We start from the raw sequence: 12,924 nt of genomic DNA, 5'->3' as shown, positions 1-12,924 counted from the left end.
AATTCTTAAACGCCAGACATGAAAAAGGCCTGTAAAAACAGGCCCTTGTCATTGTATTTTGGTGGAGGTGGCGGGTTTCGAACCCGCGTCCGCTAATCCGCCGCCATAAGGTCTACATGCATAGACTCCTCTATTAAGTTAACCCACCACGGCCCGAGGGTCAGGGCGTTTAGGGCGAGCCTTTTTAGTTTTAACCGTTCAGCTTAAGGCGAAGCATCCGGGCGGTTCTGTCTCAAATGACACCGCGAACCTCTAAGTTACAGACACCTTTGAGTGCGGCGCTAGCGGCCCTTAGGCTGCTAGAGCGTAGTTATCGTCGTTAGCAACTATAACTGTGCAGTAATTGATTTACGTGATTCACTACACTCACGGCATGCACTTAAGGTTTTGTTATCAACGTCGAAGCCATGTCACCCCCAAGTAGCGAGGATTATAGCGGCTTGAGTGTATGAAAAGAAAGAAGTTTCGCAGTTGTTTTAGCGTTCCGCCATTACACGTTGCTTTTGGCGATCCCAATCTCTGTTTTTTTCTGTCTCACGTTTGTCGTGTAATTTCTTACCTTTTACTAAGGCGATTTCACATTTAACGCGGCCGGTTTTCCAATAGAGGCCTAATGCAACGCAAGTGTAGCCTTTTGCTTCGATCTCTTCAGTGAGTTTGTCTATCTGGCGGCGGTGTAACAATAACTTACGGTCACGGCGCGGCTCAGTGACAAAATGGGTGCATGCTTGTGATAAGGGACTGATGTTGGCACCTACAAGCCATGCTTCGCCATCCTTGATCAGGACGTAGGAGTCTATGAGCTGTCCACGGCCTTCTCTGAGACTTTTTATTTCCCATCCGGCAAATGAAACGCCTGCCTCAAATTTGTCCTCAATATGGTATTCATATCGAGCTCGTTTGTTGAGACAGATAGTGCTACTCGTATTTTTTTCTTTCTTCTGTTTAGCCATAATGCGCGATTATAGCGATGGAGTTGGTTTGTAGGAAGCTGATTGGCCGTATTTGTTGTTTTTTTATTGAATGAATTCTTCTTTTTTTCTTCTACTAAAGTTGTCAACGCCTCAAAGAAAGGGAACAATGCCCGTTTATTTCTACTATTAGCCAAAAACATATACTTGAGAAACGTATGCAAGAAAAAATATCAATTCATGGTGCTTGGTCAAACCGTTGGGTATTTATTTTAGCGGCGACTGGGTCGGCAGTCGGTTTAGGTAATATTTGGAAGTTTCCGTACATCACTGGTGAGAATGGTGGCGGCGCATTCGTGCTGGTTTATCTAGTGTGTATTTTGATGGTGGGTATTCCGATAATGGTGTCTGAGGTGTTGATAGGGCGCCGCGGTAGGCAAAGCCCCATCAATTCGATGAAGGACCTTGCGGTTGAATCAGGTCGCACAACCAAGTGGTCCTTAGCTGGTTGGATGGGTGCCTTAGCCGGGGTGATGATTTTCTCTTTCTATTCAGTAGTTGCCGGCTGGGTGCTCTATTACGTGGCGGGGATGGCCAATGGCGATTTTATTGATATCGGTAGTGAGATGGCCGGTAAGCGCTTTGAAACGCTATTAGGGGACTTCGAAACGCTGTTGATTTGGCATAGTGTCTTTGTTGTTATGGTGATGGCTGTTGTTGCAGGTGGTGTAAACAAAGGCTTAGAACGTGCTACACGTATCATGATGCCTGCGTTGTTTGTGCTCTTGTTTATTTTGTTGGCTTATTCTATGACCTCGGGTGCATTTGGCCAGGGGTTTGATTTTCTATTTCATTTTGATCCTTCTCAATTGACGTGGGATTCTGTCCTTGTGGCGCTAGGGCATTCTTTCTTTACCTTATCTTTGGGTATGGGCTCCATCATGGCTTACGGCTCTTACATGCCGAAAAAGGCCAGTATTGGTGGCACGGTTATAATGATTGCACTATTGGATACGTTAGTCGCTTTGGTCGCGGGGTTAGCTATTTTTCCTATCGTATTTGCAAATCAGTTAGATCCTGGTGCTGGTCCTGGTCTAATGTTTATTACTCTGCCGGTCGCCTTTGGGCAGATGCCGGGTGGGCACATCTTTGGTTTCTTGTTCTTCGTGCTTATTGCCGTTGCCGCATGGACATCAGCTATCTCTTTAATGGAGCCTGCTGTTGCGTGGATGGTAGAGAAGTTTAAGATCAAACGTCTTCCAGCGTGTACTGCTTTAGGCATCTTGGTGTGGTCGCTGGGTGTGGCATGTTTAGGTTCGTTTAACTTTATGTCCGGCTTTAAAATAGCGGGTATGACTTTCTTTGATTTAATGGACTTTGCAACGGCAAATATTATGCTGCCTTTAGGCGGCTTGTTTATTGCTATTTTTGCGGGCTGGAAAGTTAAGCAATATGCATTGCATGACGAGTTAGCGATGGACGGCTTTTGGTTCTCTGCTTGGTATTTTGCTATTCGTTACATTGCCCCTCTTGCCGTTGCAGCAATTTTTGCTCTAAATTTGTACAATAAGTTTGCTGTGTAGAGTGGAAAGTTAAAACATGACGCAAGTAAATCGTAGTGCCCTAGTGCTGCATAGTGCTCAGCAAATGTTCGATATAGTGAATGATGTGTTGGCATACCCGGACTTTTTACCTTGGTGTGCCAAAACTGAGCTTCTGTTTGAAGATGAGCAGCAAATGGAAGCTACGCTATATTTAGCCAAGGCGGGATTAAAATATAGTTTTACGACGAAAAACTGTTTAGAAAGGCCAAAGAAAATTGCCCTTGAACTTGTCGAAGGTCCTTTCTCTCAGTTATCTGGGTATTGGACGTTTGAGGCGCTAAGCGATGAGGCGTGCAAAGTGAGTTTGAGTTTAGGTTTTGAGTTTGATGGCAAGCTCAAAACCTTGGCAATGAGTAAAGTGTTTAATCAGGTAGCTACCACCTTGGTGGATGCTTTTGTACAGCGGGCTGACACATTGTATGAGTAATGTAATGATTAATGTTGAAGTGGCTTTTGCCTTGCCAACTGAACAAAAAATTATTGCCCTTTCTGTAGAAGAGGGTACTACAGCATACGAAGCAGTGAAAATTTCCGGTGTGGATAAAATATATCCGCAGGTTGATGTTGAATCTGATCCAATGGGTATTTTTGGTAAATCAATAAAAGACCCAAAAACCACGGTGTTAAAGGAAGGGCACCGAGTTGAAATATACCGCCCGTTAATTGCCGATCCTAAAGAAGCGAGAGCAAAACGGGCAGCGAAAGTTAAAGCACAACAAAAAGCTCAGCAATAATTATTGTTGAGCTGCTGTTGTTGATGGTTTGTAATCACCCGATAAGTTACTAAGCTTTCCGTTATTGAAGAACAATGAAAGATGCTCTTGTGTTCTGGTTTCTCCCCCTTTTTTAAAGGTGGAAATATAGTCCCAACGTTCACCGTTGAAAGTATCGACAACTAGCGGGGTACCTAACACGTAGCGGACTTGGCTATGGCTCATTCCGGGTCTGAGTTGGTCAACCATCTCTTGTGTAATAACATTCCCTTGTGGGATGTCAATCTTGTAAACGCCAGGGAATCCTGAGCAGCCTGATAGTAAAAATACGGCGGTAATGCTAATTAGAAACTTTCGCATCTGTAAATGACTTCCACTTTCACGTGTAAATAAAGATAATAGAGTCTAACATCCAGTTGTTGGAATCAATAGAGTAAAGATCATGTCCATCGAAAATCAAGAATTAAGGAAGGCAGGCCTTAAAGTTACTTTGCCGCGCGTTAAAATATATCAGATTCTCGAAAAAGCAGGTGAGGGTGATCATTTTAGTGCTGAAGATATCTATAAACTGCTGATGGAAATTGGCGAAGATGTTGGTTTGGCAACGGTTTACCGAGTGCTGACTCAATTTGAAGCAGCCGGGTTGGTTACTCGTCACCACTTTGAAGGTGGGCATTCAGTATTTGAATTGGCAAGTGATGAAGAGCATGACCACATAGTTTGCGTGAAGTGTGGCAAGGTTCGAGAGTTTGTTGATCAGCAGTTGATTGAACGACAGTATGAAATTGCTAAAAATTTAGGCTTTTCTATCACAGATCGCACGCTTTATCTTTATGGTGTATGTGCAAACGGTTGTGCAGAGTAATAGCACAGCTTAATGAAAAGCTGACTCAAGGTCGGCTTTTTGATTTTATCTAGTGTTTTAATGTATATATTGGCTAAACACCAAGCATCTCTTTTGCATGATCAATGGAACGTTTGGTGACATCTATTCCGCCTAGCATTCGGGCAATTTCTTGAACTCTATCGGTGTTCTCTAAAGCGTTTATCTGTGTATGAGTGTGTTCTTTCCCTGCGCGTTTACTTACAAATAAATGTTGATGGCCCTGTGAGGCAACTTGCGGTTGATGTGTTACACACATGACTTGGGCTCTTTCTCCGAGCTGACGCAGCATTTTTCCCACGACTTCTGCAATCGCGCCGCCAATCCCGACGTCTACTTCATCGAAGATAAGTGTGGCTGTAGTGGAGCTTTGGGCGGTAATAACTTGAATTGCTAAGCTGATTCGTGAAAGCTCGCCGCCAGAGGCTATTTTTGCTAATGGGCGAGCTGGTTGTCCTTTGTTTGTAGAAATTAGAAACTCTATATCTTCTAAGCCGCCGGATTGGGGGGTAGCTGTTTTTGTCAATGTGGCAATAAAGCTTGCGGAGCTCATGCCCAGCATATGTAGCTGTTCGTTTATTTTTTTGTTGATCTGTGTCGCGGCTTTTTTACGTGCCGTGCTGAGCTTTGTAGCAGCGGTTAGGTATTCAGAATGCGATTTCTCAGCATCTATTCGGAGCTGGTCGAGTGCATCGTCCGTTGTTTGTAAGTTATTAAGCTCAGTTTTCAGCTCCTGATGAAAGTTTGGCAGTACTTCAGGCGAAACTCGATGTTTACGCGCAATTTCATAAATACAAGAAAGGCGCTCTTCTGTGTTGGATAAGCGTTCAGGGTTGATCTCTACAGTGTCTAGATAGTGACGTAATTCTTGGCTGGCTTCATCAATCTGAATTTGTGCACTGCTTAGTAGTTCTGTTGCTTGGGTAACGGCAGGTGCTTGGTCGTTAAGTTCGGTTAGTAGCTGCAGTGCGTTATGTAAGAGTTGATTACAGTTCTTTTGTTCTGCTTCGCAAGTAACTTCAAGTATTTTATGTCCGCTTTGTAAAATGCTGCCGGCCTGGCTTAATGTTTTCTGTTCTTGCTCAAGCGCCCTTAACTCGTCTTCAAGCATGCCTAACTGGTCAAGTTCGCTTAACTGGTAACTAAGAAGCTGAACTTTGGCTTGATGTTCTTCGCCCTGGTTAAGGAGAGTTTCAAGGTGCTTCTGTTGTTTTTGCCATTGGTAAAATAGATTTTTGACTTTTGTTGCTTGAGTAGACTGAGCAGCGAATTGATCGACTAATTCGCGGTGGTGGTCTTTCTTTAAAAGGCGTTGGTGTTCATGCTGTCCGTGAATAGCAATTAGGTACTCGCCAAACTCTTTGAGTGCATTCAGAGGGCAGGGTTGGCCGTTAATATAGCTACGGGAGCGGCCTTCTTTAGTGATTACCCGTCTAATTATGCACTCGTTGTCTTGGTCAAGGTCTTGTTTTTTTAGCCACTGTTGAGCTTCTTCTAAAGCGTCAATATTAAAGCTGGCGATTATCTCTGCCCGTTCTGCTCCGTGTCTGACGCTGCCGCTGTCGGCTCTATAACCAAGAGTTAGTCCAAGAGCATCTAACATGATGGATTTTCCGGCGCCTGTTTCACCGCTAACCACGGTCATTCCTTTTTTTAGTTCAAGGTCTAGAGACTCAACAATGGCGTAGTTGCGGATGGTTAATTGCGTCAGCATTTTTATTTTCCCATACATGTTTATTTATACAGTAGTTTAGTTATAAGTGATTTTTGTATCAGGCGCAATCGTGTGAAATAGAATGAGTTGAAAAAAAGCCTATTTAGGGTTGAATTTATCGTCATGGGCCCCATAAAAGATCGCATCTTAGTTTTTTAGTATTTTATGGCTGCTTGAGTTGGAGAGCCCCATGGCAAATGACCAGACGACACAAAATGAACAGGTTGAGCCTGTAGATATAGATGAAGTAAGCATTGAAGCACAAGATTTAGAACAACCAGAATCTGCAGAAGATATAGATGCGGAGTTTGTGGGCGTAGACGATGTTACACAGCAACTATCTGAAGCTCAGGCTGAAATAGCAACGCTTAAAGAGCAAGTATTACGTTCGGCAGCCGATGTTCAAAATGCTCGTCGTAGAGCAGAAAAGGATGTTGAGAAAGCTCATAAATTTGCTCTTGATAAGTTTGTGAATGAAATGCTACCTATCGTAGATAGTCTAGAGCGTGCACTAGAAACGTGTAGTGCTGATGATGAAGCAACAAAAGCGTTACGTGATGGTGTTGAAATGACGCATGGCATGTATATCGCAGGGTTGGCAAAATTTAATGTTGATCGTATTGATCCACAAGGCGAAGCCTTTGACCCAGTTTCACATCAAGCGATGTCAATGGTGGATGCACCGGATGCGCAGCCTAATACAGTGATTGCTGTAATGCAAAAAGGCTATAGCCTGAACGGACGATTGATTCGGCCTGCAATGGTAATCGTATCAAAAAGTTAAAAAAACCACATTAAATGCCTTGAAATTGTACAAAACGTATCCATATAAAGGGCATACAGATTTTAACAGATTTACAGCTCATTCAATTGAGCAACGAATAGCGGAGAAAGAAACATGGGCAAAATTATCGGTATAGATCTAGGTACTACCAACTCTTGTGTGGCAGTTCTGGATGGCGACAAAACACGTGTTATTGAAAACGCTGAGGGTGATCGTACAACCCCTTCTATTATTGCCTATACAGAAGATGAAATTTTGGTAGGTCAGTCTGCAAAGCGTCAGGCTGTAACTAACCCACATAACACACTATATGCTATTAAGCGTCTAATTGGTCGTCGTTTCAAAGATGACGTAGTTCAGAAAGATATCAGCATGGTTCCTTACAAAATCGTTGAAGCTGATAATGGCGATGCTTGGGTTCAAGTACGAGATGATAAGATGGCTCCGCCACAGATCTCTGCTGAAATCTTGAAGAAAATGAAGAAAACTGCTGAAGACTATCTGGGCGAAGAAGTAACAGGTGCGGTTATCACTGTTCCAGCTTACTTTAACGATTCTCAGCGTCAGGCAACGAAAGATGCTGGTAAAATCGCTGGTCTAGACGTTAAACGTATTATTAACGAGCCAACAGCAGCAGCACTTGCTTATGGTATGGATCAGTCGAAAGGCGATAAAACAATCGCTGTTTATGACTTAGGTGGTGGTACGTTCGATATCTCTATCATCGAGATTGCTGATGTAGATGGTGAGCATCAGTTTGAAGTATTGGCGACTAATGGTGATACTTTCCTTGGTGGTGAAGATTTCGATATGCGTCTTATCGAGTATTTGGCAGCCGAATTCAAGAAAGAATCAGGTATCGATTTACATAACGACCCTCTAGCTCTACAACGTCTGAAAGAAGGTGCTGAAAAAGCTAAGGTTGAGCTATCTACTGCTCAAAGCACTGATGTTAACTTACCTTATATCACTGCTGATGCAACAGGTCCTAAGCACCTTAACGTTAAAATTACGCGTGCTAAGTTAGAGTCTCTGGTAGAAGAATTAGTGACTAACTCTATCAACCCATGTCGTACTGCCTTGAAAGATGCAGGCCTAAGCGCTTCTGATATCGACGAAGTTATCTTGGTGGGTGGTCAGACACGTATGCCTATGGTTCAGCAGGTTGTTGCTGATTTCTTTGGTAAAGAAGCACGTAAAGATGTTAATCCAGATGAAGCAGTAGCCGTAGGCGCAGCAATTCAGGGTGCAGTATTGTCTGGTGATGTAAAAGACGTTCTATTGTTGGATGTTACACCGCTAACGTTGGGTATCGAGACTATGGGTGGCGTAGCCACTGCATTGATTGAAAAGAACACAACTATCCCAACTAAGAAATCGCAGATCTTCTCTACAGCTGACGATAATCAGAACGCAGTAACGATCCATGTTGTGCAGGGTGAGCGTAAACAGGCAACGCAGAATAAATCACTAGGTCGTTTTGACTTGGCTGATATCCCGCCAGCACCACGCGGCGTGCCTCAGGTTGAAGTGACATTCGACTTGGATGCCAACGGTATCCTAAACGTCTCTGCTAAAGACAAGGCAACAGGTAAAGAGCAGTCAATCATTATCAAGGCTTCTTCTGGTCTGAGTGATGAAGAGATCGAGCAGATGGTTCGTGATGCAGAAGCTAACGCTGATGCTGATAAGTTGTTTGAAGAACTGACTCAAGCCCGTAATCAGGGTGATGCAATGGTCCACTCTGCGAAGAAAACGCTGAAAGAAGGTGGTGATAAAGCAACTGAAGAAGAGAAAGCTGCAATTGAAGCTGCGATCGCTGATTTAGAAGCGTCACTGAAAGAAGATGATAAAGCTGACATCGAAGCTAAAACTGAAGCACTGACTGCTGTTATCTCTGCACTGGCTGAGAAAATGTACGCAGATGCTGCTCAGCAAGGAGAGGGTGCTGAACAGCCTAGCGCTGAAGCAGAGTCTCCTGCTGATGACGCTGTTGATGCTGAGTTTGAAGAAGTTAAGGATGACAAGAAGTAAATACTTCTTGCCCTTATAATTACTGAAGTGTGACAGCGCGGGCGTTAGCCCGCGTTGTTGTGTCCGGCTCCCGGCGGGAGCTAACCGCTGCAAGAGAATTAACCCGGATATGTCTAAGCAAGATTATTATGAAATTCTAGGTGTTGAGCGCAACGCCAATGATCGGGACATCAAAAAAGCATTTCGCCGTCAGGCGATGAAGCATCACCCTGACCGCAATCCCGATGATGCAACGGCTGAAGAAAAATTCAAAGAGCTGAATGAAGCCTATGAAGTACTTTCTGATGCGCAGAAAAAAGCTGCTTATGATCAGTATGGCCATGCAGGTGTTGATCCCAGCATGCGTGGCGGTGGCGGTGGTTTTGACGGTGGTTTCTCTGATGTATTCGGCGATGTATTTGGCGACATTTTTGGCGGTGGCGGTGGCGGTGGTCGACGTCGTAGCTCGGTCCAGCGTGGTGCAGATTTGCGTTATACCATGGAATTGTCTTTAGAAGAAGCGGTTCGAGGTGTCGAAAAAACTATTAAAGTGCCTACGCTGGTTCCTTGCGATCCGTGTGATGGTAGTGGTGCAAAAAAAGGCACGACGGCGAAAACATGTAGTACCTGTGGTGGTGTTGGTCAAGTGCGCATGCAGCAGGGATTTTTCTCTGTACAGCAAACGTGTCCTACTTGTCGCGGCGAAGGAAAAGTTATCAGCGATCCTTGTAATAGCTGTCATGGCCAAGGACGTGTAGAAAAGACGAAGACTTTGTCTGTTAAAATTCCTTCTGGTGTGGATACAGGTGATCGTATTCGTTTATCAGGTGAAGGTGAGGCAGGAAGTCATGGTGGCCCAGCCGGTGATCTATATGTTCAAGTGAGTGTGCGTGAGCATGCGATCTTTGAACGAGATGGTCGACATCTATACTGTGAAGTGCCGATTAGCTTTATTGATGCAGCCTTAGGCGGTGAGCTAGAGGTGCCTACATTGGATGGTCGTGTAAAATTGAAAGTGCCGTCTGAGACGCAAACCGGAAAGCTGTTTCGCCTGCGTGGTAAGGGTGTGGCGCCGGTACGTGGTGGTGGTGCTGGCGATTTGATGGTAAAAGTGGTTGTAGAAACCCCTGTGAACCTTAACAGCCGTCAAAAAGAACTGTTACGTGAATTTCAGGAAGCGACTAAAGATGGGCAGAAAAAGCATAGTCCAAAGAGGCACTCCTTCTTTGACTCTGTGAAAAAGTTCTTCGAAGATTGATGTGTAACCGGGCCGCTTAGCGGCCCGAGTTGTCTGGAGTATTGAATGACGATTTTAAGTACAGAGCCGGCTGAGTTGTGGCTGAGTATCCAGGAAGAAGCAAAGACTGAAGTAGCGAAAGAACCTTGTCTGGCTAGCTTTTACCACTCTTGTATTATTAATCACTCTGACCTGAAATCAGCACTTTCCTACCTTTTAGCCAGTAAGCTAGCTGACGATGTTATGTCATCGTTGTTGCTTCGTGAGTTGCTAGAAAAAGCTATGGAAGCTGACCCTCAAATAATTACTGCGGCGTGTCACGATATTATAGCAGTCAGAAAACGTGATCCTGCTGTCGTACATTGTTCCACTGTGTTGCTTTACTTAAAGGGGTTTCATGCGCTGCAGGCGCACCGTGTTGCTCATTGGTTCTGGCATCAAAATCGTCGTTCAATGGCGTCCTATATCCAAAGCCGTGTTAGTACCATGTGTCAGGTTGATATTCATCCTGCGGCTCGAATAGGTCAAGGAGTGATGTTTGACCATGCTACCGGTATTGTCGTCGGTGAGACCTGTGTGATTGAGAATGATGTATCTATTTTACAGTCGGTAACACTAGGTGGGACTGGTAATGAAAGTGGTGATCGTCATCCGAAGATCCGTGAAGGCGTTTTGATTGGCGCAGGGGCTAAAATCTTAGGCAATATCGAAGTGGGGAAAGGTGCTAAAGTCGGCGGTGGTAGTGTTGTGCTGGATAATGTGCCTTGTCATACCACGGTTGTTGGTGTTCCTGCTCGGGTAGTCGGTGGCTCTGGGTGTGAAAAGCCCGCCTTCAATATGAATCAGCAAATTTCTTTAGAAGAAAATTAAGTGTCGGCACACGATAAGAGAGTTAAACAATGAGAATAGCAGTAATGGGTGCCGCAGGGCGCATGGGTAAAGCTTTAATTGAAGCAGTCTGCCAAGCCGAAGGTGTGAATTTAAGTGCTGCTGTTGTTCAGGCTGGTAGCTCACTTGTGGGAGCTGATGCGGGTGAATTGGCAGGGGTCGGTAAGCTTGATGTACGTTTGGCTGATAAATTGTCTGATGTGAAAGATGATTTTGATTTGTTGATTGATTTTACTTCACCAGAAACCACGATGAGTAATCTAGATTTTTGTGCTGCACATGGCAAAAAAATTGTCATTGGAACAACGGGCTTGACGGAAAATCAAACGCAGCATTTGGCCGGTTGTGCTAAGCAAACAGCGGTTATGTTTGCGCCAAATATGAGCGTAGGCGTTAATGTCTGCTTTAAGGTGTTGGACCTTGTTGCACGTACGCTGGGCGATGACTACGATATTGAAGTCATTGAGACTCATCATCGGCATAAAGTGGATTCCCCATCGGGCACGGCATTACGTTTAGGTGAAGTAGTCGCAGGAGCACTAGGGCGTGATCTTAGCGAGTGCGCAGTCTATGGTCGTGAAGGTCAAACGGGCGCACGTACTCAAAAAGAAATCGGCTTTGAAACTATTCGTGCGGGTGATGTTGTTGGTGATCATACAGTATTGTTTGCAACGGAAGGTGAGCGTATCGAGATTACACATAAAGCGAGTAGTCGTATGACCTTTGCAAAAGGTGCTGTGCGTGCTGCACTGTGGTTGGCTGATCAGCCAACAGGGCAGTTTGATATGCAGGATGTTTTAAACTTGCGTTAATTTCGTGTTTATTTGCACTCTTAAAAGCTGCCAATGAGCAGCTTTTTTTATATAGTCTAAAATAACGTCTTAAATACAAATTTTTGTTTCCTTTAGTGAATTTTTTTCTTATGGTGCTTTATACTTTGGTATCGATGAAAAAACAGTGAGGTGGTAGGGATATGTCAGCTGAGAAGTTTCCAACATTAACAGAAATGGGTATTGATGAGCCTTCAGATATCGAGCGTTATACGTCTCGTATTGAAGGAGATATCGATATTCTAAAAATTTACTTCCATCGCCATCAAGGCGATTGGATGACTAAAAGTAAAAAGTTTAAATTTAAGCGTATGCATAAAAACATGCGAGTGAATGAAGGCCGTGTTCCTTATATCGCTACAACAGAATCTTCTCCTTATTTTCTGCGTGCAGTTGCGGAGTTAGATCAGCTGGTCAGCGCTGAGAAAACTACGCAAACACGTAAAGCAAAACTGTTAGATGATATAGAGCACCTTGAAAAAGTTGTTGCACGCAAAATAGAAGATATTCGTCGACAGATTGACGAAATCTAAGTAGCGAATGCCTGTCAGCAGGTCTTCACCGGTTCGCTGTTAAAAGGGGTCTGGTAACACGTCTATATGTGTTGCATAGATAATTTCACAGGCCCCTGCTCCAACGTCTTGACGTGTCATGGATGTGCGCCAAAAGAAGCCGTCCGCGCTTTGTATGTCCACGAGTTGGCCTGATATTTGAAGAATCTCTCCTTCATCAATTCTAGATAACTGATCTTTGACTGCTTGGTTTGCAGGAATAATATGAACGTTTGCTGCGCTTGTTTCTATTTGGCGGCGTGGTATAGGTAGTTGGTCGGTTTTCCAATGAAACCAACGATTGCTCTGAGATATTTTAATATTATCTGTTATTTGTGGGTTAGCCATTGCCCCCCAGCCTAATGCTAAGTCGACAGGCGACAAGTCGGACTCTCTTCCTAATCTATATCGTTCTTTGCCTAGTAAGCGAGCAGAAAAATGTATTTCAGCTTTTGGCTGTAAAGTGTATTCATTAAGCAAAAAAGGCTGAGCGTTTTGGGCCGATTTTGACAAAAGCTTTTGAACAGGAGCATCTAATGGCGCCAATATCGGAGTAATATTAGCCTGATGTTCTGGAGGAGCGCTGTTGTCTGGTGCCAGCCAGATAAAAAGTAGCACAATGCCACCAATAACTGAAAAAAGTTTAAGCATGATTGATCCTTTCTTTTACTCCTATTGATTATATATCAAGCGCGTGATTTTGCTTTTATGATTAGTAACAACATGAATTAGTTAGTTTTTTTAAAGTGTTAGTGTTTCTTTTTTCGAGTGCCTGATGATTTTTTGGATTCGTTTC

At 44.0% G+C, this 12,924-nt stretch carries 14 protein-coding genes and 1 other RNA gene; 10 read left to right on the top strand and 5 right to left on the bottom strand.

The window, feature by feature from the left end; genetic code table 11:
• Positions 1-59: 59 nt before the first annotated feature.
• Positions 60-418, bottom strand: a transfer-messenger RNA (tmRNA) gene (ssrA, locus tag QZZ55_RS01780).
• A 58-nt stretch (positions 419-476) separates the two neighbouring features.
• Entirely contained in the window at positions 477-953 is a 477-nt protein-coding gene (smpB, locus tag QZZ55_RS01775) for an SsrA-binding protein SmpB (protein ID WP_293264678.1), read from the bottom strand.
• Between the two features lie 176 nt (positions 954-1,129).
• Here smpB and QZZ55_RS01770 point away from each other — a divergent pair, with 176 nt between their 5' ends.
• Genes QZZ55_RS01770 through QZZ55_RS01760 form a run of 3 tightly spaced genes read left to right on the top strand, consistent with a single transcriptional unit; the run spans position 1,130 to position 3,249 of the window.
• On the top strand, positions 1,130-2,494 hold the full coding sequence (locus QZZ55_RS01770; protein ID WP_293264676.1) for a sodium-dependent transporter: 1,365 nt from the start codon (positions 1,130-1,132) through the stop codon (positions 2,492-2,494).
• A 16-nt stretch (positions 2,495-2,510) separates the two neighbouring features.
• Positions 2,511-2,942 (top strand): type II toxin-antitoxin system RatA family toxin, encoded by a 432-nt coding sequence (locus QZZ55_RS01765; RefSeq protein WP_293264674.1) that lies wholly within the window; start codon positions 2,511-2,513, stop codon positions 2,940-2,942.
• Between the two features lie 4 nt (positions 2,943-2,946).
• On the top strand, positions 2,947-3,249 hold the full coding sequence (locus QZZ55_RS01760) for an RnfH family protein (protein WP_293264672.1): 303 nt from the start codon (positions 2,947-2,949) through the stop codon (positions 3,247-3,249).
• Here QZZ55_RS01760 and bamE read toward each other — a convergent pair whose 3' ends face one another.
• Complete coding sequence (gene bamE / locus QZZ55_RS01755; protein ID WP_293264670.1) at positions 3,250-3,588, bottom strand: outer membrane protein assembly factor BamE; 339 nt, start codon at positions 3,586-3,588, stop codon at positions 3,250-3,252. It lies immediately after the preceding gene.
• An 82-nt stretch (positions 3,589-3,670) separates the two neighbouring features.
• Between bamE and fur the strand changes: the two genes are divergently transcribed.
• The gene (gene fur, locus QZZ55_RS01750; RefSeq protein WP_293264668.1) at positions 3,671-4,093 is read left to right on the top strand and encodes a ferric iron uptake transcriptional regulator; all 423 of its coding nucleotides are present in this window, start codon (positions 3,671-3,673) and stop codon (positions 4,091-4,093) included.
• A gap of 73 nt (positions 4,094-4,166) precedes the next feature.
• On the opposite strand, the gene recN is transcribed toward fur, so the two are convergent.
• Positions 4,167-5,825 (bottom strand): DNA repair protein RecN, encoded by a 1,659-nt coding sequence (recN, locus tag QZZ55_RS01745; protein ID WP_293264666.1) that lies wholly within the window; start codon positions 5,823-5,825, stop codon positions 4,167-4,169.
• 190 nt (positions 5,826-6,015) lie between these two features.
• Here recN and grpE point away from each other — a divergent pair, with 190 nt between their 5' ends.
• From grpE to QZZ55_RS01715, 6 genes are all read left to right on the top strand, one after another.
• Entirely contained in the window at positions 6,016-6,609 is a 594-nt protein-coding gene (gene grpE, locus QZZ55_RS01740) for a nucleotide exchange factor GrpE (protein ID WP_293264664.1), read from the top strand.
• A gap of 114 nt (positions 6,610-6,723) precedes the next feature.
• Positions 6,724-8,643, top strand: coding sequence for a molecular chaperone DnaK (dnaK, locus tag QZZ55_RS01735; protein WP_293264662.1), 1,920 nt, complete (start codon positions 6,724-6,726; stop codon positions 8,641-8,643).
• A gap of 109 nt (positions 8,644-8,752) precedes the next feature.
• On the top strand, positions 8,753-9,880 hold the full coding sequence (gene dnaJ / locus QZZ55_RS01730) for a molecular chaperone DnaJ (protein WP_293264660.1): 1,128 nt from the start codon (positions 8,753-8,755) through the stop codon (positions 9,878-9,880).
• Between the two features lie 45 nt (positions 9,881-9,925).
• On the top strand, positions 9,926-10,729 hold the full coding sequence (gene cysE / locus QZZ55_RS01725) for a serine O-acetyltransferase (protein ID WP_293264658.1): 804 nt from the start codon (positions 9,926-9,928) through the stop codon (positions 10,727-10,729).
• Between the two features lie 29 nt (positions 10,730-10,758).
• Positions 10,759-11,559 (top strand): 4-hydroxy-tetrahydrodipicolinate reductase, encoded by an 801-nt coding sequence (dapB, locus tag QZZ55_RS01720; RefSeq protein ID WP_293264656.1) that lies wholly within the window; start codon positions 10,759-10,761, stop codon positions 11,557-11,559.
• 161 nt (positions 11,560-11,720) lie between these two features.
• The gene (locus tag QZZ55_RS01715) at positions 11,721-12,110 is read left to right on the top strand and encodes a DUF3461 family protein (protein WP_293264654.1); all 390 of its coding nucleotides are present in this window, start codon (positions 11,721-11,723) and stop codon (positions 12,108-12,110) included.
• Between the two features lie 39 nt (positions 12,111-12,149).
• Here the strand turns inward: QZZ55_RS01715 and QZZ55_RS01710 are convergent, their stop codons facing one another.
• Positions 12,150-12,779 (bottom strand): hypothetical protein, encoded by a 630-nt coding sequence (locus QZZ55_RS01710; RefSeq protein WP_293264652.1) that lies wholly within the window; start codon positions 12,777-12,779, stop codon positions 12,150-12,152.
• Between the last annotated feature and the right edge of the window lie 145 nt (positions 12,780-12,924).

It is taken from the genome of Neptunomonas sp. (genome assembly GCF_016744175.1).
Lineage (GTDB): Bacteria > Pseudomonadota > Gammaproteobacteria > Pseudomonadales > Balneatricaceae > Neptunomonas.
This window is presented reverse-complemented; position numbering and strand designations above follow the sequence as displayed.

What these genes read in the sequence shown, in the direction of transcription:
- dnaJ (WP_293264660.1), top strand. Translation starts at nt 8,753, where the DNA reads ATGTCTAAGCAAGATTATTATGAAATTCTAGGTGTTGAGCGCAACGCC.
- dapB (WP_293264656.1), top strand. Translation starts at nt 10,759, where the DNA reads ATGAGAATAGCAGTAATGGGTGCCGCAGGGCGCATGGGTAAAGCTTTA.
- dnaK (WP_293264662.1), top strand. Translation starts at nt 6,724, where the DNA reads ATGGGCAAAATTATCGGTATAGATCTAGGTACTACCAACTCTTGTGTG.
- bamE (WP_293264670.1), bottom strand. Translation starts at nt 3,588, where the DNA reads ATGCGAAAGTTTCTAATTAGCATTACCGCCGTATTTTTACTATCAGGC.
- QZZ55_RS01765 (WP_293264674.1), top strand. Translation starts at nt 2,511, where the DNA reads ATGACGCAAGTAAATCGTAGTGCCCTAGTGCTGCATAGTGCTCAGCAA.
- recN (WP_293264666.1), bottom strand. Translation starts at nt 5,825, where the DNA reads ATGCTGACGCAATTAACCATCCGCAACTACGCCATTGTTGAGTCTCTA.
- fur (WP_293264668.1), top strand. Translation starts at nt 3,671, where the DNA reads ATGTCCATCGAAAATCAAGAATTAAGGAAGGCAGGCCTTAAAGTTACT.
- QZZ55_RS01710 (WP_293264652.1), bottom strand. Translation starts at nt 12,779, where the DNA reads ATGCTTAAACTTTTTTCAGTTATTGGTGGCATTGTGCTACTTTTTATC.
- QZZ55_RS01715 (WP_293264654.1), top strand. Translation starts at nt 11,721, where the DNA reads ATGTCAGCTGAGAAGTTTCCAACATTAACAGAAATGGGTATTGATGAG.
- grpE (WP_293264664.1), top strand. Translation starts at nt 6,016, where the DNA reads ATGGCAAATGACCAGACGACACAAAATGAACAGGTTGAGCCTGTAGAT.
- QZZ55_RS01760 (WP_293264672.1), top strand. Translation starts at nt 2,947, where the DNA reads ATGATTAATGTTGAAGTGGCTTTTGCCTTGCCAACTGAACAAAAAATT.
- smpB (WP_293264678.1), bottom strand. Translation starts at nt 953, where the DNA reads ATGGCTAAACAGAAGAAAGAAAAAAATACGAGTAGCACTATCTGTCTC.
- cysE (WP_293264658.1), top strand. Translation starts at nt 9,926, where the DNA reads ATGACGATTTTAAGTACAGAGCCGGCTGAGTTGTGGCTGAGTATCCAG.
- QZZ55_RS01770 (WP_293264676.1), top strand. Translation starts at nt 1,130, where the DNA reads ATGCAAGAAAAAATATCAATTCATGGTGCTTGGTCAAACCGTTGGGTA.